Origin of the sequence: Mesorhizobium sp. ESP6-5, from assembly GCF_020164695.1 — a bacterium.
Lineage (GTDB): Bacteria > Pseudomonadota > Alphaproteobacteria > Rhizobiales > Rhizobiaceae > Mesorhizobium > Mesorhizobium australicum.
Genome location: NZ_JAIUGR010000021.1, coordinates 23,527 through 45,471, shown reverse-complemented (window position 1 = coordinate 45,471; position 21,945 = coordinate 23,527). Strand labels below are relative to the sequence as shown.

Genomic DNA, 21,945 nt, shown 5'->3' with positions numbered 1-21,945 from the left:
TGGCCCGGCGTTGCCGCCGGACCACGGTTCACAGGGCAGCCTACATGCCGAGCGAGGCCTTGTAGAGCTTGATCTGCTTGTCGCGGCCAATCTGGTCGGTCAGCTTCTCCCAGGCGGCTGCGATGGCATCGGCGCCTTCCTGCGCCTTCATCTTGCCGGCGAAGGTGTTGGCCAGGATATCCTCGGCGGCGCTGTAATACTGGAAGATGCCGGGGATGCGCGGCTCGATCGCCGCGTTGGGATGGTTGTAGCTGTCGCCTTCCGACTTCAGGTATGAGGTGATGAACGCCTCGTCGTAGCCGGCCGCCACCCACTCCGGAATGTCGAAGTGCGAATTGCGGTAGGGCTGGAAGCCCGACGGATACATCGCCGTCCAGATCGACAGGTCCTTGCCGCCGAGATGGGCGGCGGCCGACCATGCCGCCTTCTTCTTCTTTTCGTCGCTATCGACGCGGGCCATGACATAGACGCCCCAGCCGAGATAGGCGCAGTTGGGAGAATAGTTCGGGCCGCTGGCGAGCTTCTCCCACTTGCCGGTCTTGGAGTTGTAGACATCGTCGGAGCCCGGCAGGATCGAGAAGCCGGTGACATCGCCGATGACCGAGCTGTCATTGGTCTTGACGTTCGAGCCGACGTCGCCCCACCAGGGGATCATCGAGCCGGTGCCGGCCAGGAACTGCTGGAAGGCGGTGGTGTTCGGGTCGGCATTGATCTGGTCGGCCGGCTCCGACGGCAGGGCGTCGATGACGTCCTGGATGGCGCGTACCCAGGCCGGATTGTTGATGCGTGGCTTCATCGTGTCGGCGTCGAACAGCCAGGCCTTGTCGTCGGGATGCTTGGCGTAGGCGGTGGCACGGCTGCCTAGGAAGTAGAAGCCGAACCCGCCCCAGGGCTTGGGCGCGTCGAGGTAGCCGTAGACATCCTGGCCCTTGAACTTCTTGCCTTTCAGGAACTTGGTCACGGCCTGAACCTCTTGCCAGGTCTTAGGCACGCCCCATTCGCTCGTCGCCCCGCCATCCTTCCACTGCTTGGCGAGGTCGGCATCGGCAAACACGTCGGTGCGGTAGTTGAAATTGTGCGCGTCGCCGTCGATGGTGACCCGGTACTGCTTGCCATCCCACGTGCCGACGGGCGGCTTGAGGTAGTTGACGAGATCGTCGAAGTCGATCTGCTTCTTGACCCAGTCGGGCATCTCCGAAGTCAGGCCTTTGCCGCAGACGTCGCCCTCGAACGGCGCGCCCATCTCGATAATGTCGAAGTCGACGGTGCCGGTGGCGATCGACTGCTGCAGGCGGGCGTTGTAGTCGGCCTGCGCCAGGTCGATCCAGCTGATCTTGGCGCCGGTATAGGTCTCCCATGGCTTCAGGAAACCACGGAACAGCACATTGTGCAGGTTCTGGTTGTTGAGGCCCATGAAGGTGAGCTCGACGCCGGCGAACTCGCCTTCCTTGACATTGGCCTTGGTCGCCTCCAGGCAAAGCTCGCCGACCTTCTGGAAGTCGGCGTCTGTCGGCTGGCCTTTGCCAACCCCGGGGATCTGCAGGATTTTCGAGCGCAGTTCGCTTGCGGCGGAAGCCGGGCGCGTCAGCGCGCCAAGTCCGGCGCCGGATGCGGCGGCGATCGCGGCCATCGAGGCCGCGCCCTTCAATATGTCGCGCCTTGTGGCGCCGGCACGTACCAGTTTGTCGTAAAGACCTACTCGCATGGACTATTTCCTCCCAGAACGTTAGTCGTGAATCGAAAGTGCCAATCGTGCCGGGCGCTGGCCTTTTAGAAGCGAAATCAGGACCCCGACCTGCGTCGCTTCGCGTTCCGTTTTTTCGGGTAGAGTACCAGCGTTCGGATTGGCGCTCGTCACTATTCTCACAACCAAACGCCGTGTCAACGAGGACGGGTTTTTATCTATAAGAGACCGACTTGCCCTGACCGGTCGCGTTGGTTAGCTTCTGCGCCTGCGGCCAGTGGAGCCGATGGGGGAACGATGGCTCAAGTCGCGATCAGCAATGTGGCCAAGGCGTTTGGAACCGTCAAGGTTCTGCACGAAGTCAGCGTCGACATTGCCGATGGCCAGTTCGTCGTGCTTGTCGGCCCGTCCGGTTGCGGAAAGTCCACGCTGCTCAGGATGGTGGCGGGGCTGGAGACCGTCTCCGGCGGCACCATCGCCATCGGTGACCGTGTCGTCAATCACCTGCCGCCCGCAAAACGCGACATCGCCATGGTGTTCCAGAACTATGCGCTCTACCCGCACAAGACGGTCGAGCAGAACATGGCCTTCGCCCTCAAGCTGCGCAAGACCGATCCGGCCGTGGTTGCCGAGCGGGTCAAGCGCGCCGCCGACATCCTTGACCTCAGCCCCTATCTGAAGCGCTACCCGCGCCAGCTTTCCGGCGGCCAGCGTCAGCGCGTCGCCATGGGGCGCGCCATCGTGCGCAATCCGCAGGTATTCCTGTTCGACGAGCCGCTTTCGAATCTCGACGCCAAGCTGCGCGTCCAGATGCGCACCGAGATCAAGGAACTGCACCAGCGGCTGAAGACCACCACCATCTATGTCACCCACGATCAGATCGAAGCCATGACGATGGCCGACAAGATCGTCGTCATGCGCGATGGCCGCATCGAACAGGTCGGCGCGCCGCTGGAGCTTTTCGACCGGCCGGCGAACCTTTTCGTTGCCGGCTTCATCGGCTCGCCGTCGATGAACCTGCTCAAGGGTACCGGGCGCAAGGGCGGCGTCGAGATTGCCGGAACGCTATTCCCGGTCGCTCCGAACAACACCGTCGAGGAAGGGCGCTCCGTCGTCTATGGTGTGCGCCCCGAACATCTCGAAATCCATCCCGAAGGCGTGCCGGCGAAGATTTCCGTGGTCGAGCCGACCGGCTCGGAAACCCTGGTGTTCCTCCGCTTCGGCGACGGCGAGATGGTGGCGCTGTTTCGCGAGCGCCATGACTTCAAGCCCGGCGATACGCTGAAGCTCCGGCCAAGGCTCGACCATATCCATCTGTTCGACGCCGAGACCGGCAAGCGTCTCTGATCTCAAACGCACTCCACGAGGACCATCATGCTCAAAGGGATCGATCCGTTGCTCAATGCCGACGTGCTCCAGGCATTGCGGGCGATGGGGCATGGCGACGACCTGATCATCGCCGACACCAACTTCCCGTCCGATTCGGTGGCGCGCCAGACGGCGCTCGGTCGGGTGCTCCGCATCGATGCGCCGGCGGCGCAAGTGGTCAAGGCGGTGCTGTCGCTCTACCCGCTGGACACCTTCGTCGATGATTCCGCCGCCCGAATGGAGATCGTCGGAAAGCCGGACGAGATCCCAGCCGTGCAGAAGGAAGTGCAGAAAGAGATCGACGCCGCGGAGGGCAAGTCCTGGCCGATGGTGCCGGTCGAGCGTTACGCCTTCTACGAGCGCGCCAAGCAGGCCTATTGCGTCATCCAGACCGGCGAACGCCGCTTCTACGGCTGCTTTGCCTTCCGCAAGGGCGTCGTGCCGCCGGATGCGGAGTAGCGGCATGGCCTCGGGCAAGCCGGTCGTCATCCTCGGTGTGTTTGTCGCCGACACGGCCTACAGGGCCCAGCGCCAGCCGCGCATGGGCGAAACGATCCTTGGCAATTCCTTCAAGCTGGGGCCAGGCGGCAAGGGGTCGAACCAGGCCGTGGCCGCTGGCAAGCTGGGGGCCGACGTCGCGTTCCTGACCCGCCTCGGTGTCGATGCCTTCGCCGACATGGCCAAGCGGACCTGGAAGGATGCCGGCGTGAAGAGCGCCGCCATCGACACGCCGGACAGCTACACCGGTGCCGCCTACATCTTCGTCGAGGAGGGGAGCGGCAACAACGCCATCATCGTCAGCCCCGGCGCTGCCATGCTGATCACGCCCGAGGACATCGAAGCCAATGCCGACCTTATCAGGGGTGCCGGTGTTTTCGTGACGCAGCTCGAACAGCCGATCGATGCCGCGCTGCGGGCATTGGAGATCGCACGCGGGGCCGGGGTGACGACCATCCTCAACCCGGCACCGGCGGCAAAGCTACCCGACCGCATCTACGCGCTCTGCGACTATCTTACACCGAACGAGACAGAGACGGAGGAGTTGACCGGGCTGAAAGTTTCTTCGGTCGAGGAGGCTCGTGCCGCCGCCGGCAAGCTGCTCGAAAAGGGCGTCGGCACGGTCATCGTCACGCTGGGCGAAAAGGGCGCGCTCCTGCACACGAAGGATCGCTCCGAGCATGTTTCCGCCATCAGTGCCGGCCCTGTCGTCGAAACCACCGGCGCGGGGGACGCCTTCAACGGCGGCTTGGCCGCAGCACTTTCGCGCGGCGTGGAGCCGCTGGAGGCGGTGCGCTTCGCCTGCGCCGTGGCCGGCATTTCGGTGACCCGTCCAGGCACGGCACCGTCTATGCCGACATCGCAGGAGGTCGAGGCGTTGCTGGCCAAGCGCTGAGGCTGCTCAGGGTTCGCGGGGTCCCGGAGCCCAGACCGTTCTGGCCTCCGGGTCAGTGGGCGTTGAGAAGCTACTGCATGACGTAGCAGCGCTTTCCCTGGTCGGGAGCGGGATCGCCGAATGCATCGTTGTCGCATTGGACGCCATTGCGGAACACGTCCTGCGTGAACCGGCCGCGGGCGCCATACCTGACCACCTTGCGGCCATAGAAATCGCAGAATTCGCCTTCCTCGGCGCAGACCGCCCACTTCTCGCGGCGTGGCTGATCGTAGTCGTCGTTCGACTCGTCACGGTCGCGCTTCACGATGAAGCAGAACTTTTCCTTGCCCGGCGCGGGATCGCCGAAAACGCGGTTCGAACAGGGTACCGCGTTGCGCTCGATGTAACGCGAGGTCGTGCGGCCCCTGGCGCCGTAGACGACCTCGGCGGGATAGGGCAGGCGGCAGATCTCACCCTCGCGAGCGCATCGCTGCAGCCGGTCGGCCGACGCGGCGGCGGGAAAAAGGACGGATGCGGCCGTCGTCGCGCCACCCAGGCAAATCAGCGTGAATATCGTGCGCGTGGAAATGTTCGGTGCAATTGACATTACGTCCTCCATGCCATTCCGGCAGCATACTGCAATCTGGCTGCCTGCGGCATGAATCGAGCGTTTTGTGGGCGATTGCGCAAGCAGATTCGCAATGACCAAGTCGTCCGCTGTCCGCAGGGCCTCTTCGTCCGTTGCTTGGCGACCCACACGAATCGCGTCGTGGATTCCAAGGCATCGCTCATGCAAGAGTGATTTTGGAGCCGAGAAGAACCGGGCCGAAGAAGGTCTTCGGACGCTGTTCCTGGAGAGATCTTTGACAATTTTGTCGGCATTTCCCCGGAGCCAAGGATCATCATCCTTGAGGGGAAATGGCGCGAGTGACGGGGCTCGAACCCGCGACCTCCGGCGTGACAGGCCGGCACTCTAACCAACTGAGCTACACCCGCGCATTGACGAGCACGTGTCAGCCGTGTTCGTCGTTGGGGCGCTGGATAAGGGGTTCGCTACCGGGTGTCAAGCGCACCAAACCATCATAACGCCAAACAGGAGAAGGTTTTTTGACAGCCGGCATTTTGTTCGCAAATCCGGCCTGCGAACAGGGCATCCCGCACTCATTTGGCCTTGCGAAGCAGGTCCCGACCGCTTAAAGGTCCGGCCCGGAGCGGGCGATTAGCTCAGTTGGTAGAGCGCTTCGTTTACACCGAAGATGTCGGCGGTTCGAGCCCGTCATCGCCCACCATTCAAACTCACATTTCAAGTCAGCTGAGAGCCGGCCGCTGGCGCGTCGCGGTATCACGGCGGCACCATACGGAAATCCTTCCCCTCGGGCAGCAACTGTCCGCCATCGACGACAATGGTCGTGCCGGTGATGTAGCTGGCGTCGTCCGAGGCGAGGAACAGGAAGGCGTTGGCCACGTCGCGTGGGCTGCCGAGCCGGCCGAGCGGGATCGAATCTTCCATGTTCTTGATATAGGCGGCGCCGCGATGCTCCTGGATGGCTTCGGTGAGGATATTGCCGGGTTCGACGCCGTTGACGGTGATGCCGTAGCCGGAGAATTCCAGCGCTGCGGCGCGAATGAAGCCGTTGATGCCTGCTTTCGTCGCCGAATAGTGGCCATGGCCGGGGCTGGTGACATGCGGGCCGGTGATGGAGGAGGTGTAGAGCATGCGGCCAAAGCGCTGCGCCTTCATCGGCACCAGGGCCGCGCGGCTGGCGTTGAAGGTGCCGCGCAAATTGACCGCCATGACGCGGTCCCAGTCGTCGGCGCTGGTGTTCTCGATCAACTGCCAGGGATAGATGCCGGCATTCTGGACGATGACGTCGAGGCGGCCATGGTGTTTCAGCGAAAGCGCCACGGCGGCCTCGGCGTCGCTCATTTGCGAGATGTCGGTGCGGATGAAGGGGACGCCAAGCTCATCCGCACTTGCCCGCCCGGCCTCGGTCTCGGAGTCGGCGAGCACCAGCCTTGCACCTTCCTCGGCGAAGCGCAGCGCGATGCCCTTGCCGATGCCGCGCGCGCCGCCGACGATCAGCGCCACCTTGCCTTCCAGTCGTCCTGTCATGCGAGCCGTCCTGTCACGCCAATCCCCGTCTCACGCCAATCTTTGGCGAATGGTTTGCTTGAATGCATCGAGCAGCACGGCCGCCAGCACCAGCAGGCCATGGATGACCTGGGTGAAGTTGGCGGGCAGGCCCATCAGGTTAATCGCCGTGTTGATGGCCGAAAGCAGGAGCACGCCGGCGTACACGCCGGGCAAGGTGCCGACGCCGCCCTTCAGGCTGACGCCGCCGATAACCACGGCCGCGAAGGCGTTGAACAGAAGGCCGACGCCCAGATTGGCGGTGGCGCCCGAGGTGCGGATCGCCAGCAGCCAGCCGGCCAGCCCTGCGATGGCGCCGGCGAGTACGAAGGCGATGATCAGGTTGCGGTTCACCCGGATGCCGGCACGGAAGGTCGCGGTTTCATTGCCGCCGATCATCACCAGGTGCCTGCCGAACGGGGTCTTGGCCATGATCAGCGAGAACACGACGAAACAGGCCACCGCGATCCAGGCGGTAAGCGGCAGACCGATCAGGCGCTGGATGCCGAACCAGCGGATGGCGGGTGCCAGATCCTGCGCCGAGCGGCCGCCCGAAATGACCAGCACCAGGCCGCGCACCCAGATGTAGGAGGCGAGCGTGATGATAAAGGCGCTCATCTTGACCTTGACCACGAGATAGCCGTTGAAGGCGCCGATGAGGCCGCCGACGGCCAGCGCCAGCAGCAGCGAGACCGGAACCATCAGCCATCCCGGGTGCAACTGCACGCCGAGGCCAATGCCCGAGGAACAAAACAGGATGCCCACCGCCATGGCGCTGAGAGCGGCGACGGATTCGACCGACAGGTCCATGTGCCCGGCAATGATGACCAGCGCCAGGCCGATCGACATCACGCCGAGCACGCTCGACGCCTCGATGATGTTTGCGAAGATGCCGAGCTGGAAATAGTTCGGGATGAACAGCGAGAAGACGACCAGGACAAAAAGCAGCATGAACCAGACGAGGTTGTCGAGGACGAACTCCAGGGCGTGGCGTGTGCGAGGGTTCATGTGTCGATCCGGTTGGCGTGCGGGATCAAGGCCGCGGCAGGTTGCCTGCGTCTCGTTTCATGCGGGCAGGGCAGGGCTCCGGGCCTGGTATGGCCCGGAGCGGTCGGGCCGCCTGTCTATTCGACCGGCTTGACGGTATCCGTCGGCGGCTTCTGGTTGCCCCAGAAAGCCGGGTTGTCGACGTTTTCCTTGGTGATGGCGGCACCCGGGATCTTGATGTTGGGGCCCCAGGCTTCCTTGGTGAGGGTCGATTTCAGGCCAAGCACATCGTATTCGCCGGGCTTGATCTCTTCCTTCTTGACGACCTTGTCCATGAACATGGCGACGGCGGCGGCCTGTGCGTAAAGCGGCTGCTCGACCTCGACGTTGAGCCAGCCCTTGCGGATCAGGTCGAGGCCGACCGGTGCGCCGTTCGAGCTCATCAGCATGACGTCGCCCGGCTTCTTGCCGGCGGCCTCGAGCGAGGCGACGGCGGCGACCGACAGGTGTGCGGCATGGCTGAAGATCAGGTCGATGTCGGGATTGGCCAGCATCTGGTCGGCAACGATGGTGCCGGCGTTGCTGGCCTCCCACTGCATGGCCGGCAGCGAGATGATCTTGACGTCCGGGAACGCCTTCATCTTCTCCTCGAAACCCTTCTGGATGTCGAGCGTGTAGGGATCGCCGGGATCGCCAAGTACCTGCAGGACCTTGCCCTTCACCGAGCCGTTCTTGGCTTTCAAAAGCTTTTCGGCCTGCTCGGCGGCGACGTAGCCGATCTCGACGGTGCCCGCGACCGACGTGAAGTCGGACGGTGTTGATGTGATCTGGCGGTCGAACTCAACCACCGGAATGCCGGCGGCGCGCGCGGCCTCGATCGATGGTTTCAGCGCATTGAAATCGACGGCGGCCAGGATGATCGCCGCCGGCTTCAGCGCGATGACGTCGTTCATCTGCGACTGCTGCGCGTCGGTCTTGTTGTCGGCGTTCAGCGTCTTCATCTCGTAGCCGGTCTGTTTCAGGAACAGCTCCAGCGCGCTCACCGAGCCGGTCTGGAACTCGTCGAGCAATGTCGGCACCATGTAGTAGACAATACCCTTGGACTGGGCGAATGCCGGCGTGAGCGTGGCAAAGGCCAGTGCCAGGATACCGAAGACAGCAAGAAGTATTCGCTTCATGTCGTTGGCTCCCTGTTAAGCCGGACCCCTCTTTGTCCCTCAGCCCGCCGGTCCGGCACCGGCAAGCGTCTCTCCGGTGATCATGTTGATCACCGCATCGGGACTTGTCTTGTTGCGGGCGACATCGCCCGCCACGACGCCTTGCCGGATGACCACGATCCGGTCGGCGACCTGAAAAGCCTGCTGCATGATATGGGTGATGATGACGACGCCGATGCCCTGGCTCGCCACCTGGCGGATCATTTCGAGACCGCGCCGGGTTTGCTCGACGCCAAGTGCGGCGAACGGCTCGTCGAGAAGCACCAGCTTGCCGCCCCAATGCACGAAGCGGTTCAGCTCGATGGCCTGCCGCTGGCCGCCCGAGAGATGCTCGACATTGGTGCGCAGTGAAGGAATGCGGGTCCCGGCGCTGGCCAGCGCCTTGCCGACGACGGCTTCCATGGCGCGCTCGTCGAGCACCGGAATGCCGAGCACCTTTCTGGTGATCTCGCGGCCCATGAAGAAATTGGCCACCACATCGACATTGGTGCACAGCGATAGGTCCTGGTAGACGGTCTCGATGCCTGCCGCCTTGGCTTCCGCCGGGGACCGGGCCAGGAATTCCTTGCCCTCGAACAGCATGCGGCCGGAGGTCGGTTCGAGACCGCCAGCTATGATCTTGACCAGCGTCGACTTGCCGGCGCCGTTGTCGCCGAGCAGCGCCACCACTTCGCCCTTGCCGATGGAAAAGCTGATCCCCTTCAGCGCTTCGATCGCGCCGTAGTTCTTGGTCACGTTGTCGAGCACCAGCAGGGGTTCGCTCATGCGGCAATCTCCCTGCCCGAAAGTATGTCGCGGCCGCGCTCGCGTTCGGCGGCGAACATCTGCCCGAAGCGTGGCGACAACACCCCTGAAACGGCGAGCGCCGCCGCGCCGCGCAGCACGGCATGCTGGCCGCCGCTGGCGACGATGACGCGCGGCGTCTTGCGGTCCGCGCGGGCCGAAACCGAATTGTGCAGCGGTTCGGCCGCGTCCGCCAGGCGCTCGAGCAGTTCCGATGCCGCCAGGCCGCCGAGCACGACCGTCTCTGGATCGAAGAGGTTTTCGATGATGGCGATGGTGTTGCGGAAGATCGGGCCGACTTGCGCTACCCAATCGGCGTCGCTGCCGGCCCGGCGGCCCCGCGCCTCGAGCGAGAGGTAGCGCTCGAGGCAGCCTCGGTTGCCGCAGGGGCAAAGCTCGCCATCGGGGACCACGGGAATGTGGCCGATCTCGCCCGCATTGCCCCAGGCGCCGCGCAGAACGCTGCCATCATGCATCATCGCGCCGCCAAGCCCGACGCCGAAATAGATATAGTAATAGTCGGAATGGCGGGCTCCGATGCCATAGAGCCGCTCGCCCATCGCGGCGGCGGCCATGTCGCTCTCGAAGAATGCTGGCAATCCCGTCGCGGCGGTCAGCCGCTCACGCAGCGCCACATGCTTCCAGCCGGTCATTGTGGTCGGGCCGACAAAGCTCATGGAGTCCACGTCGAACGGGCCGGGAAGCGCCATGCCGACGCCGATGACGCGGCCGCCGGGCCGCTTGCCCGTGAGGTCGCGGACCATGGCGCCGATCTGGTCGAACGCGTGATCGGGCGTCGCGTTGGACGCTTCGCGGCGTGAACTCTCGATAACGTCGCCGCTGAGATTGATCAGCGCGGCGTCTATTCCAAGCGGCGTCAGGTGGATGCCGACGGCATAGCCGCCTTCCGGGTTGATGCGCAGCGTTGCCGGTGGCAGGCCACGTCCCTTCGGCTCTTCGCGCACGGACAGGATGTAGCCCTGTTCCTCCAGTTCGCGAACGATGGTCGACACGGTCTGCACGGTGAGCCCGACGTGCCTGGCGATGTCGCCTCGTGCGATCGGGCCATGACGGCGGATGGACTCAAGCACGATGCGCCGATTGTATGGCCGCCCGAACTCCTGATTGGTCCCCCGCAATGCCATGCCTTGCGCCCCCACTTGACGTAAGGTTCGCATCAAACATTTATTCAGTCAAATGGAATTCAAAAATAATCCGGAAGCTGGAGCCGCGATCCTATGGCGGTTTACGGGGTGCGGGATACCGCATGGCGAGGAGAGGTGTGCTCGACCGGGACCGACGGCTCCGGATTCAGCAAGCGAGCGGTTGATCTTGCTAGAGATACTGGGCGACTTTCTTGCCGACGGTCAAGAAGCGCAGCGGATCGATCGCCTCGCCATTGTGACGCACTTCATAGTGCAGATGCGGGCCGGTCGAGCGCCCACTGCTGCCGGTCTTGCCGATGACGGCGCCGGCGTCCACTTTCTCGCCTACCGTCACGTCGATCTCGCTGAGATGTCCGTAACGCGTGGCAAAGCCATTGCCATGGTCGATCTCGACCATGCGGCCATAGCCGCCATTCCAGCCGGCCTTGGTGACGATGCCGGGCGCGGTGACCTTGGCCGCCATGCCGATCGGCGCCCTGAAATCCATGCCCGAATGCAACGCGGCCGTGCCGAGAATGGGATCGGTGCGCACGCCGAACGGACTGGTGACGGAGTGGCCAGGGGCAGGGTTTGCAAGCGGCAACCGGCGCGCTTCCTTCTTGAGGTGATCGAGCGTATCCAGCGCCTCGTCCAGTTCCTTGACCTTGCTGTCGAAGATCATCGACGAGTCGAGCGGAATCAGCGGTCCGCCGACATCGCTTTCGTTCTTGCCGAAATCACTGTCGACCGGCAATCCGGCCGTCTGCAGCGCCTGCTGGATGGCATCGGCGCTTTTGTAGGCGTTGTCCGCGAGCGTGTTGATGCGGCTGAGCTGTTCATTCTCGATGGATTTCAGCGACTGGTTGATCGAGACGAACAGCCTGTCGGCGCGATCGGCGGCTGAGTCGCTGGGCAGCGGATCGGTGCGGGTCGACCACAAGGAGAAGGGCCTTGTGTCGGCGGTGCCGAGATCCGCGCCCAGGCTGGCAATCGCGTAATTCCGCGCTGGCTGGCTGATGCCGCCGGTCACCTCGGCGCGCTTGTCCGGCTTGGCGGCCGCGGCCGGATCTTCGGCGGGCACCGTTCCAACGTCACTTTCGGCGCGTTCGAGCAGTGGGCCGAGACGGCCATGCCGCTGGCTGAGCTGCGTCTGGCGCTCGAGCAATTCGCTGACTTTGGTCTCCATCAGTTGCTGGTCGAGCAACTGCCTGCTGGTGATGCGGTCGACCTGGGCGCGAAGCGCCGAAATGCGGTCCTCGTAGGCCTGCTGCATGCGCGCTTGGCGCGCCGTGGTGGCGCCGATCAGGTCGTCGCGCAGCACGAGATAGGATGTGGCCAGGAGGTAGCCGATGGCAATGGCGGCGAGTGCTGAACCGATGAATGCCGCCAGCCAGGGGCGGATCGTGAAGTGCCTGATCTCGTTGCCCCGGGCGATGATGATCGTGTGCGGTTCCTTGCGCCTGCCGAAGACTGCGGACTGACCGGTTGCGTTCACGGGACCAAGCTTTCGTTACGACACCACGACCGCCTGATTACACATTATTAGGGTTAACAAAGGCTTGCCGTATCGGCAGCGCGACGCCGAATGCACGCAATGCAGGCGAGAGGTTGCATGGAAATCGCCAGCTACGGCCGCTACGTCGCGAAATCGTTGGCGAGGAGCACCAATGTTCCGCCAGCAGCGGTCAGTCACGCGCTGAGCAAGCTCCAGGTTTCTTAACTGTATTCGATTGCATTTAATTGACTCTTTTCGAGTAAAGACCTGCTGGTATTTCGGATTCACCGTGGCGGTAGGAATGCTGGACGACCTGGTTGGCAAGATCCTCGACAAGATTTCGGGCACCAGTCTGCTGGCGACCGGGCTTTTGCTGCTGACGGCCCTTGTCAGCGCGCTCGTGGCTTATTGGCGCACGGTCGAGGAGAAGAGCTGGAAGGAATTTTTCGAGTTCGTCGTCCCCCATGAGGTCATCACCCATCCCTCCGCGAAGGCCGACCTGCTGTTCTGGATCACCAGGAAGGCCCTGATGCCTTTCCTGATGCTGCCCGCCGGAATTGTCTTCGTCACGGCGGTGGGCTACGGGACCAACTGGCTGTTTTCGACACTGTTCCAGTTTCAGCCGCCTCTGATCGAGGGGCCGGCAGGACCGGTGACGGTGCTGATCTTCACCATCAGCATGCTGCTCGCCTACGACTTTTCCTATTATCTCTATCACGTCGCCCAGCATCGCTACCCCCTGCTTTGGGAATTGCACAAGGTGCATCACTCGGCCGAGGTGCTGGTCGGGATCACCAAGGACCGGGTCCATCCGCTCGACGAGTTGATGAACCGAGCCTGGGACGGGCTCATCGTGGGGCTGTGCTTCGGCATTTGGTCGCTGATTTCGCTGAACCTTGTCGAACTGACCGTCTTTGGCGTCAACGTCTATGTCATGCGGAACATCCTGATGATGGATTTCGTCAGGCACACGCATTTCAAGATCTCGTTTGGCCCGCTCAACAACTTGATCCTGTGTCCTCATTGGCACCAGCTGCATCACAGCGTCGATCCGCGCCACTACGACAAGAATTTCGGACTGCTCTTCTCGTTCTGGGACCGGCTCTTCGGAACATTGTGCGTGCCGAGGCCCGACGAGGACTTCAAGTTCGGACTGGTCGACCGCGATGTGCGCGACTACCAGTCGCTCGCCGGCCTTTATGTCATGCCGCTGAAGCGGATGTGGGGCCATGTTGCCAGGCGCATCCGGCCTGGAAAGCGACAGCCACGGACCGAGCGACCATCGGAAGGGACACGGCCATGAACGCTCCCGTCACGCTCTCCATCCCGCGGACACGCACCTTCGAAATCGTGACATCGGCGGTGCGCCTGGCCGAGATCGCACCGGCCTGGAGCGCGCTCTGGCAGCGGGCTGGCGGGCTTGTCTTCCAGCATCCCGACTGGATCGCGGCCTGGTGGCGCACCACCCCGCATCAGGAGCGGCGCGCCCTCAGGATTGGGCTTGCCTGGAACGGCGACCGGCTCGAGGGCGTGATAGCGCTCGCGACCTTCAGGCGCTCCGGCATCCGCATGCTCGAATGGGCGGCGAAGGATCACAGTGACTATGGCGACGCGCTGGTTGCACCCGACAGCGACCCGCAGGCGATCTCCCGCCTTTGGCAGCATGTCTTCGATCAGGGCGGCTTCGACCTGATCTACCTCAACCGTCTGCTGCCGGATGCCGGGGTTCATGCCCTGCTGCACCCGGCCCATGGCAAAGCGCTTCGGCCCAACCACCGCGGTGAAATCAGCTATCGTGTCACTGGTCCCTGGCAGAGTGGGGCGGAATGGTTCGAGACGTTGTCGAAAAAGGGCCGGCAGAACTATCGTCGCGGCCGCAAATTCATGGAAGAGAGCGGCGCATTGCGTTTCCGCCTCCTGGATGCGGATGACCCGCGCGAGCCGGTGCTCGAGCGGGTCGCGACGCTGAAGCGGCTCTGGCTCGTTCGGCATGGCCGCGCTTCGGATCTGTTCGATGAGGGCTCGCCGGTTCTCGCCGCGCTTATTTCCGTGCTGGCCGACCTCGGGCTGTTGCGCATTTTCGTGCTGGAGCTTGACGACACGATCATCGCGGTCTCGATCAACTTCGAGCAGCACGGCACGATGATGGCTTTCGTCACCACCTACGATCCCGAACACGAGCGCGCCTCGCCGGGTATGGTGCTGATGATGGACTATATCCAGTGGTCGCTCGACCGTGGCCTTGCCACGATTGATTTTCTCTGCGGCGGCGAGGATTTCAAGCGCCGCTTCGCCACGCAATCAGTCGCGCTGTCGTCGATGATGGGTGCGCGCGGCTTGCGCGGTCATCTCGCCGCACTGGCCGATCATGTGGACCATGTTTCGAAGTCCTGGAAGACCCGGCGGCAGCCGAAAGCCGACGCGGTGCCTGACGAATAGCGCCACGATCGTCGTTTGCGTCGTGTGCTTTGGCGACGCTCAAAGCGCGCGAACGGCTTCCAGAACGGCCTCGGCATGGCCCTTGACCCGGACCTTGCGCCAGATCTTGGCGATCCGTCCGTCACGGCCGATCAAGAATGTCGCGCGCTCGACGCCCATGTATTTGCGGCCATACATCGATTTCTCGACCCACAGGCGGTAGGCCTCGATCACCTTGCGCTCCTCGTCGGCGGCAAGATCGATGGTTAGATTGTATTTCGATTTGAACTTGTCGTGTTTCTTGGCGCTGTCGGGCGACAGGCCGATGACGACAGCGCCGGCCTTCTCGAATTCCGGCTTCAGCCGCGAGAAGCTGATCGCCTCTTGCGTGCAGCTTGTCGTGTCATCCTGAGGATAGAAATAGAGCACGACTGGCTTGCCGGCGGATGCGGCCAGGCTGAGCGATCCGCCGCCGTCCCGCGGCAGATCGAATTGCGGCGCGGGATCGCCTACTTCGAGGTCAGCCATATCGATGCCCTTGTTTGAGGTTACGCGCGAAGCCACACCGATATAGTGTCGACCGGGGATTCGTCCACGAGCGAGTTTGTACAACGGAAGATTGCGTGGATCAGGAGCAACCGCAGCACGAGAAGATCCGGTTCAGGCGGGACGAAATCACCGACCTGGGCGCCCTGCCGTCCGCGTGCCGCGTCCCGCCTCTTGGCCAGGCGGCGATCGGCCGCGGCTTTCGCATCCTTTCGCGCGTGTTTGCCGGCGTGGTCGCGTTCATGCTGCTGGCCGCGACGGCGGTCTATCTCATCGGCCTTTCCGGCATTGGTTCTGACCGGCTGCGCGTCGAGGCGGAGAGCGCCATCGAGAGGCTGGCGGGCGTCGACGTCAATGTCGCTGTCGGGCCCGCCCGCATCACGCTCGACAGTTCGAGCTTCGTGGCGCTGCAGGTGAGCGATGTCAGCCTGAAGACATCGGACGGCAAACCCATGGCCGATGCCGGGCGTGTGCGCTTCGGCATCCGCCTGGTGCCGCTTTTGTGGCGCGAGGTGCGGCTGACCAGCGCCAGGATCTCCGATGCCCGCATCGTCATGGCGGCGATGCCGTCCGGCGGCGACTGGACGGCGGCACTGCGCAACGAGAACGGCCTCGTCGATCCGGAGAAGCTGTCGGACGCGGTGTTCGGCTACATCCATCGTGCGCTCGACGCCGTGCGGGAAGATTCGATGCGCCGGATCGATCTCAGCAATGTCGAGTTCGTGTTGCCCGACGCTGGATCGATCAAGCTGGTCAAGATCGCCGACGCCACCGTGGTTCAGTCGGGGCCGGGCGGCATGGAGTTCACCTCCGACGCGGACGTCGACGGCAGGACAGTCACCGTTGTAGCTTCCGCCGCCCGTAACATCGCGGCGCATCGGGTGACGGCGTTGGATGCCAGCATCAATCTGGCGGATGCCGGCGCCACCGCTGCCGGCTCCGGCAAGCTTGGTGCCGTCGCGCTGAAGTTGACAGGATCGGAAGGGTCAGGTGCCACCGCATCACGCTTGACCGCCGCCCTTTCGTCCACCGGGTCCGTGCTGGATCTTGGCACACGCGGGCTGCTGCCGGCGGATGCCGATGTCAATGCGACGCTTGTCTATGGCTCCAACAAGATCCAGGTCGACAGGCTGCTCTTGAAAACCGGCAGGTCTTCATTCGATTTCGGCGGCTCGATCGGGCCAAAACCAGCAACCGGGGTGGCTGGTGAGGAACCCTCCTACCGTTACGATCTGACCAGCGACGGTTCGACCCTGGCGCCATCGGAATCGCCTGAGCCCGCGCTGATGTTCCTGGCGCGCATCGCCGGCGTCTACCAGCCGCAAAGCCATAAACTGGTGGCCGAGCAGATCGCGGTTCGGTCCGCCGGGAGCAGCGAGGTGCTTGGCACCGCGGCTGTGGAATTCGTCGAGGGCAAGGCTCCCGGGATCAATCTGGCGCTCAACATCCATGACATGCCGGTCTCGCACGTCAAACAGCTGTGGCCGTGGTTTTCGGCGCGCAATGCGCGGCTCTGGGTGCTGAACAATCTGTTCGGCGGCCGCGTGGTCGATGCCAGCCTCCAGTTCCAGGTGGTGCCGGATCGCCTCGGCAATGGCGTGCCGCTTTCCGCCGACGAGGTCTTCGGCCGCTTCCAGATCGAAGGCGCGCGTTTCGACACTGCCGGCCGCATCCCGCCGATCCGCGACGCGGTGGGCGTGGTCGGATTCCACGGCAACGACGTCGACGTCTCCTTGTCGTCGGGCACCGTCTTCATGCCTAGCGGCCGCACGGTGGCGGCCAGCAATGGCACGCTGACGGTCAAGGCCGCCAACCGTCCGCCGGTCATCGGCGCACTCGACATCGATGTGGAGGGGGAGGCGCCGGCCGTCGCCGAGCTTGCCTCCTACGAACCGATCAACGCCATGCGCCATGTCGGCATCCTGCCTGAGGATCTTTCCGGCAGCGTCACCGGCCACGTCAAGGCGGATATTCCGCTGCAGTCGGGCGTCGATACGGCGAAGCTCGATTGGCTGGTGTCGCTCGACTACACCGGCCTGTCCCTGGCCAAGCCGTTCGAGGGGCAGGCCGTGACGGACGCGGACGGCTCGATCACGGTCGACCCGCAAAAGGCTGTCATTTCGGCCAAGGCATCGCTGAACGGCATTCCGGCCGAACTCGATCTCGTCGAGCCGTTGGTGGATGACGGGCCGCCGCGCAGCCGCAAAGTCGCCCTTGTGCTCGACGACAAGATCCGCGCCGCCGCCATGCCCGGCCTGACGCCGCTGCTTGGTGGAACGGTGAAGGTCGCGATCGACAAGAGTGGTAGCGGCAACCAGAACGTTTCGGTCGACCTGACCAATGCCAGGCTGGACATTCCCTGGGCCGGCTGGAGCAAGGGGGCGGGGGTTCCCGCCAGCGCCACCTTCGTCATGACCAAGGCCGGCGACACCACGACGCTGTCCGACTTCGACCTCGGTGGCAAGACATTCTCCATCGATGGCGGCATCGTGCTGGTCAACGGCGCGCTGTCGTCGGCCAAATTCAGCAGGGTCACCCTGAACCGGGGCGATGATGTTTCCGTGTCGGTGAAGCGATCGGGCAAGGGCTATGCGGTCGGCATCAATGGCAATGCGCTTGATGCTCGTTCGCTGATCAAGCAGTTCACGTCCGATGTGGACACGGCGACCAAAACGACAGGAACAGACAATATTTCAGTCAGTGCGGACGTCAATCAGCTCACCGGTTTTCACGACGAGCAACTCTCCAACCTGAAGCTCGACTACAGTGCGGCCGGTTCGCGGGTGAACGGACTGAAGGTCAGCGCGACGGCGAGTTCGGGTGCCGCCATCGCCATCAGCAACACCACCGGCGACGGCAGGCGTTCGCTCAATGTGCAGTCGGCGGACGCCGGCGCCATCCTGCGGTTCCTCAACATCTATGAGCACATGGAAGGCGGATCGATCACGCTGGCGCTGACCGGGGGCAGCGACGGGCCGATGAAGGGCAAGGTCGACACCAGCAACTTCTTCATCGTCAACGAACCCAAGCTCGCCTCCATCGTCTCGACCACGCCGGCCGGCGACAGCCGCAGCCTCAACCAGGCGGTGAAGGGCAAGCTCGACACGTCGCGGGTGAAGTTCGAGCGCGGCTACGCCGAAATCGACAAGGGCAGCGGTTATCTCCGGCTGACCAATGGCGTGCTGCGCGGTCCGCGCATCGGCACGACCTTCCAGGGCATCCTCTACGACCAGAACAACAATATGGATATGACCGGCACCTTCATGCCGGCCTACGGCCTCAACCGCATCTTTGGCGAACTGCCCATCGTCGGCGCGCTTCTGGGCAATGGCCGCGACCGCGGCCTGATCGGCGTCACCTACCGCCTCAGGGGCAATGCCAACAAGCCCGTGCTCGACGTCAATCCGCTGTCGGTGATCGCTCCGGGGATATTCAGGTCGATCTTCGAGTACCGCTAGAGCGAAACGGTTTTCCGCCCGGAATTGCCTCAAGACACATAGTTGGAGCCGTTTCCGGGAAACGGCTCCAAGGGCCTTAGGCCGGCCTGACCAGGATGTGTTTTTTCCTGCCCAATGAAAGCTTTATGACGTTTTCCGGACTCAAATCCTGAAGTGTCACCAGTCGGCGGTCGTCGCTGACCGGCTGGTCGTTCAGGCGCACGGCGCCGCCCTGGATGTGCCGCCGTGCCTCGCCATTGGATGATGCCAGCCCGGCGCTGACCAATAGCGACAGGATGCCGACACCGGCTTCGAGCGCGGCCTTGTCCGCCTCGACGGTCGGCAAAGTGTCGGCGAGAGCGCCTTCCTCGAAAGTCTTTCGCGCCGTCTCGCTGGCCTGTTCGGCGGCCGCGCGGCCATGCAGATGGGCGGTAATCTCGGTCGCGAGGATCTTCTTTGCCTCGTTGATCTCGGAGCCGCCCAGCCGCTCGAGCCGTGCGACCTCGTCCAGCGGCAATGTGGTGTAGAGTTTCAGGAACCGGGCAACGTCGGCATCCTCGGTGTTGCGCCAGTACTGCCAGAACTCGTAAGGGCTCAGCATCTGCGGATCGAGCCAGACCGCACCCGACGCCGACTTGCCCATCTTGGCGCCGGACGAGGTGGTGAGCAGCGGCGTGGTCAGCGCATAGAGTTGCGCATCTTCCATACGGCGGCCGAGATCGATGCCGTTGATGATGTTGCCCCATTGGTCGGAGCCGCCCATCTGCAGGCGGCAGCCGAGGCGCTTGTAGAGTTCGACGAAATCATAGGCCTGCAGGATCATGTAGTTGAATTCGAGGAACGAAAGCGATTGCTCGCGATCGAGCCGCAACTTGACGGAATCGAACGCAAGCATGCGGTTGACGGAAAAGTGCCGGCCGACATCACGCAGGAAATTGACGTAGTTGATCTCCATCAGCCAGTCGGCATTGTTGACCATGACCGCGTCGTTCGGACCACTGCCGAATTTGAGGTAGGGCATGAAGTTGCGGCGGATGCCGGCAAGATTGCCGTCGATGTCTTGCGGCGTCAGCAGCTTGCGCGCCTCGTCCTTGAAGGAGGGGTCGCCGATCATCGAGGTACCGCCGCCCATCAGCGCGATCGGCCGATGGCCGGTCTGCTGCAGCCAGTGCAGCATCATGATCTGGATCAGCGAGCCGGCATGCAGGCTCCTGGCTGTGGCGTCGAAGCCGATATAGGCCGTCACCGTCTCCTTGGCGAAGAGTTGATCGAGACCGGCATCATCCGAGGTCTGGTGGATGAAACCGCGCTCGCTCATCGTGCGCAGGAAATCGGATTTGAAGGCAGGCATGGTTTTTTCCCGAAAGCGTGTGCCCGTCCAGCGCGGGCATATGTGAACGCGCGCGTTTAGCACCCAAGCGCGATCAGCAAAAGTGGAATCCGGTTTTGCGTCGGATCGCGCGCCAACAAGGAGTCCGCGATCAGCAAAAGTGGAATCCGGTTTTGCGCCCGATCGCGCGCCAAAGAGGAGTCTATGATCAGCAAAAGTGGATTCCGGTTTTGCGGCCGGCGCGGATGGCATTTGCGAATCCTTGCCTCATCCATGCCGCTGGCGTAATGAGGCGCCGCGCAAGGGCAGCGCCCGCACGCCGCGACGGGGTCGTCCCGCAGATCAGATCCGGAAAGCTCCCGCGATGAACAGAAACTACCTCTTCCTCTTTCTGTTCAGCTTGGTCATGAGTTTCAGCGGCTTGGCGAGCCTTCCGCCGATCGACCGCGACGAGTCCCGCTTTGTCCAGGCGACCAAGCAGATGGTCGAAACCGGCGACTATATCGACATCCGCTTCCAGGATGTCTCGCGCTACAAGAAGCCGATCGGCATCTACTGGCTGCAATCGGCTGCCGTCGCATTGAGCGGCGAGGGCGCGGCCGCACCGATCTGGGTGTACCGCCTTGTCTCGATGCTCGGAATCGCGCTCGCTGTCCTGGGCATCGGCTGGACGGGCACAAAATTGTTCGGCGCCAATGCCGGCCTTGCCGCCGGCCTGATGATGGCGGCGATCTTCGCAACCGCGTTCGAGGGACGCGACGCCAAAACCGACGCCATGCTTCTGGCCTGCTGCGTGGCCGCGCAGGGCGCGCTGGCGCAAGTCTACCTGGCGTCGCGCCGCAACGAGCCGGTGGCCGGCCATCTGCCGTGGATATTCTGGTTCGCGCAAGGCGTCGGGATCCTCATCAAGGGACCCGTGGCCCCGCTTCTGTCACTGCTGACGGCGGCCGCGCTGTTTGCTTTCGAACGCGACTGGCGCTGGCTTTTGAAGCTGAAGCTCGTGCGCGGCGTCGCGCTCGTTTTGCTCATCGTGCTGCCCTGGGTCGCTTTTATCGGCTGGAAGAGCGGCGGCGCCTTTTTTCAGGAAGCCGTCGGCAAGGATATGCTGAACAAGGTCGCATCCGGAGAGGAATCGCACGGCCTGCCGCCCGGCTTCTACATGCTGACCTATTCGCTGTTCATGTGGCCGTTCGGCCTGATCGCGGTCGGCGCCGGCCTGCAGGCCCTCAATCGTGTGCGCGACGATTTCAGGCTGCGCTTTTGCCTGGCATGGTACATTCCGTTCTGGCTGGTGTTCGAACTCATCCCGACCAAACTGCCGCATTACGTCCTGCCGGCCTATCCTGGCATGGCGCTGCTGATCGGCTGGCTGCTGACGTTGTCGCCGCAGGACGCCAATGCGCCGCTCAAGCGCTGGCAGCAGTGGTTGTGGTGGTCGACCGCGTTCGGTCTGGTGGTGGTCAGCCTCGGGCTGGCGGCGGTCTGTATCGGGGCACCGATCTACCTTACGCACAGTTTCTCCTGGTGGAGCATTCCTGCGGCAGCGTCAGCGCTGGGCGCCGGTTATCTCGCATTCTCCAGGCAGTTGCAGGTGCCGCTGCCTCGCATTGGAGCCACCGCCGCCTGCGCGGGCATCACCTATGCCTTGCTGTTCGGGGTCATCGCGCCGTCGCTGAAGCCGATGTGGCTGAGCCCGGCGATCAGGCAAGCCGTGCTTGCCAACCAGGCATGCGACACAACGGTGCTGGCCTCGGCGCGGTATCAGGAGCCGAGCCTGGTGTTTCTGGTCGGCACGAAAACGGTGCTGACCGATGTCGGAGGCGTGGCGGAGCACCTGCTCGCCGATCCTGCCTGTGCCTTGGGGCTGGCCCCGATCGGGGATGAGCAGAAGCTGAATGGCATGCTGTCGGTGCGAGGCAAATCGGTGAACCGCGTCGCTGAAATCGATGGCCTCAACTATTCGTCGGGAGACAAACTGTCGCTCGGCCTTTATCGTGTGGCCCAATGACGGCTGGGTCGATGACAGAGTCCA

17 protein-coding genes and 2 tRNA genes are annotated in these 21,945 nt (G+C 63.4%); 8 read left to right on the top strand and 11 right to left on the bottom strand.

Annotated features, from left to right (window positions below):
- Positions 1–40: 40 nt before the first annotated feature.
- Positions 41–1,705 carry an ABC transporter substrate-binding protein gene (locus LB524_RS27385; protein ID WP_015318190.1) on the bottom strand — a complete coding sequence of 555 codons (1,665 nt, stop codon included), beginning with the start codon at positions 1,703–1,705 and terminating at the stop codon, positions 41–43.
- Between the two features lie 276 nt (positions 1,706–1,981).
- Between LB524_RS27385 and LB524_RS27380 the strand changes: the two genes are divergently transcribed.
- Genes LB524_RS27380 through rbsK form a run of 3 tightly spaced genes read left to right on the top strand, consistent with a single transcriptional unit; the run spans position 1,982 to position 4,445 of the window.
- Positions 1,982–3,031, top strand: coding sequence for an ABC transporter ATP-binding protein (locus LB524_RS27380; RefSeq protein ID WP_140717504.1), 1,050 nt, complete (start codon positions 1,982–1,984; stop codon positions 3,029–3,031).
- A gap of 27 nt (positions 3,032–3,058) precedes the next feature.
- Positions 3,059–3,511: an RbsD/FucU family protein gene (locus LB524_RS27375; RefSeq protein ID WP_140617019.1), complete on the top strand. Its 453-nt coding sequence runs from the start codon at positions 3,059–3,061 to the stop codon at positions 3,509–3,511.
- Positions 3,512–3,515: 4 nt separating this feature from the next.
- Positions 3,516–4,445 (top strand): ribokinase, encoded by a 930-nt coding sequence (gene rbsK, locus LB524_RS27370; RefSeq protein ID WP_015318187.1) that lies wholly within the window; start codon positions 3,516–3,518, stop codon positions 4,443–4,445.
- 70 nt (positions 4,446–4,515) lie between these two features.
- Here rbsK and LB524_RS27365 read toward each other — a convergent pair whose 3' ends face one another.
- Together LB524_RS27365 and LB524_RS27360 are read right to left on the bottom strand one after the other, a co-directional pair.
- Positions 4,516–5,031, bottom strand: a complete 516-nt coding sequence (locus tag LB524_RS27365) for a hypothetical protein (RefSeq protein WP_015318186.1) — start codon at positions 5,029–5,031, stop codon at positions 4,516–4,518.
- 312 nt (positions 5,032–5,343) lie between these two features.
- Positions 5,344–5,420 (bottom strand) — tRNA-Asp (locus LB524_RS27360).
- A 217-nt stretch (positions 5,421–5,637) separates the two neighbouring features.
- Here LB524_RS27360 and LB524_RS27355 point away from each other — a divergent pair.
- Positions 5,638–5,713: transfer RNA gene (locus LB524_RS27355), tRNA-Val, on the top strand.
- Between the two features lie 53 nt (positions 5,714–5,766).
- On the opposite strand, the gene LB524_RS27350 is transcribed toward LB524_RS27355, so the two are convergent.
- From LB524_RS27350 to LB524_RS27325, 6 genes are all read right to left on the bottom strand, one after another.
- A complete protein-coding gene (locus LB524_RS27350; protein ID WP_140720685.1) occupies positions 5,767–6,537 on the bottom strand; it encodes an SDR family NAD(P)-dependent oxidoreductase in 771 nt (256 codons plus the stop codon).
- Between the two features lie 30 nt (positions 6,538–6,567).
- Positions 6,568–7,563: an ABC transporter permease gene (locus LB524_RS27345; protein WP_140617016.1), complete on the bottom strand. Its 996-nt coding sequence runs from the start codon at positions 7,561–7,563 to the stop codon at positions 6,568–6,570.
- Between the two features lie 116 nt (positions 7,564–7,679).
- The gene (locus LB524_RS27340) at positions 7,680–8,720 is read right to left on the bottom strand and encodes a sugar ABC transporter substrate-binding protein (protein WP_015318183.1); all 1,041 of its coding nucleotides are present in this window, start codon (positions 8,718–8,720) and stop codon (positions 7,680–7,682) included.
- Positions 8,721–8,759: 39 nt separating this feature from the next.
- Positions 8,760–9,524, bottom strand: a complete 765-nt coding sequence (locus LB524_RS27335) for an ATP-binding cassette domain-containing protein (protein WP_015318182.1) — start codon at positions 9,522–9,524, stop codon at positions 8,760–8,762.
- Positions 9,521–10,687, bottom strand: a complete 1,167-nt coding sequence (locus LB524_RS27330) for an ROK family transcriptional regulator (protein WP_224531441.1) — start codon at positions 10,685–10,687, stop codon at positions 9,521–9,523. The genes LB524_RS27335 and LB524_RS27330 overlap by 4 nt, the downstream gene beginning before the upstream one ends.
- A 190-nt stretch (positions 10,688–10,877) precedes the next feature.
- The gene (locus LB524_RS27325) at positions 10,878–12,182 is read right to left on the bottom strand and encodes a M23 family metallopeptidase (RefSeq protein ID WP_224531439.1); all 1,305 of its coding nucleotides are present in this window, start codon (positions 12,180–12,182) and stop codon (positions 10,878–10,880) included.
- Between the two features lie 301 nt (positions 12,183–12,483).
- On the opposite strand from LB524_RS27325, the gene LB524_RS27320 reads away from it, so the two are divergent.
- Positions 12,484–13,485, top strand: coding sequence for a sterol desaturase family protein (locus LB524_RS27320; protein WP_224531438.1), 1,002 nt, complete (start codon positions 12,484–12,486; stop codon positions 13,483–13,485).
- Entirely contained in the window at positions 13,482–14,621 is a 1,140-nt protein-coding gene (locus tag LB524_RS27315; protein WP_015318178.1) for a GNAT family N-acetyltransferase, read from the top strand. The genes LB524_RS27320 and LB524_RS27315 overlap by 4 nt, the downstream gene beginning before the upstream one ends.
- Positions 14,622–14,660: 39 nt before the next feature.
- On the opposite strand, the gene LB524_RS27310 is transcribed toward LB524_RS27315, so the two are convergent.
- On the bottom strand, positions 14,661–15,128 hold the full coding sequence (locus LB524_RS27310) for a peroxiredoxin (RefSeq protein ID WP_224531437.1): 468 nt from the start codon (positions 15,126–15,128) through the stop codon (positions 14,661–14,663).
- Positions 15,129–15,223: 95 nt separating this feature from the next.
- Between LB524_RS27310 and LB524_RS27305 the strand changes: the two genes are divergently transcribed.
- Positions 15,224–18,604 (top strand): DUF3971 domain-containing protein, encoded by a 3,381-nt coding sequence (locus tag LB524_RS27305; RefSeq protein WP_224531436.1) that lies wholly within the window; start codon positions 15,224–15,226, stop codon positions 18,602–18,604.
- A 76-nt stretch (positions 18,605–18,680) separates the two neighbouring features.
- On the opposite strand, the gene tyrS is transcribed toward LB524_RS27305, so the two are convergent.
- Entirely contained in the window at positions 18,681–19,934 is a 1,254-nt protein-coding gene (gene tyrS, locus LB524_RS27300) for a tyrosine--tRNA ligase (protein ID WP_224531435.1), read from the bottom strand.
- Positions 19,935–20,277: 343 nt separating this feature from the next.
- Here tyrS and LB524_RS27295 point away from each other — a divergent pair, with 343 nt between their 5' ends.
- Positions 20,278–21,921, top strand: a complete 1,644-nt coding sequence (locus tag LB524_RS27295; protein WP_015318174.1) for an ArnT family glycosyltransferase — start codon at positions 20,278–20,280, stop codon at positions 21,919–21,921.
- Positions 21,922–21,945: the final 24 nt, after the last annotated feature.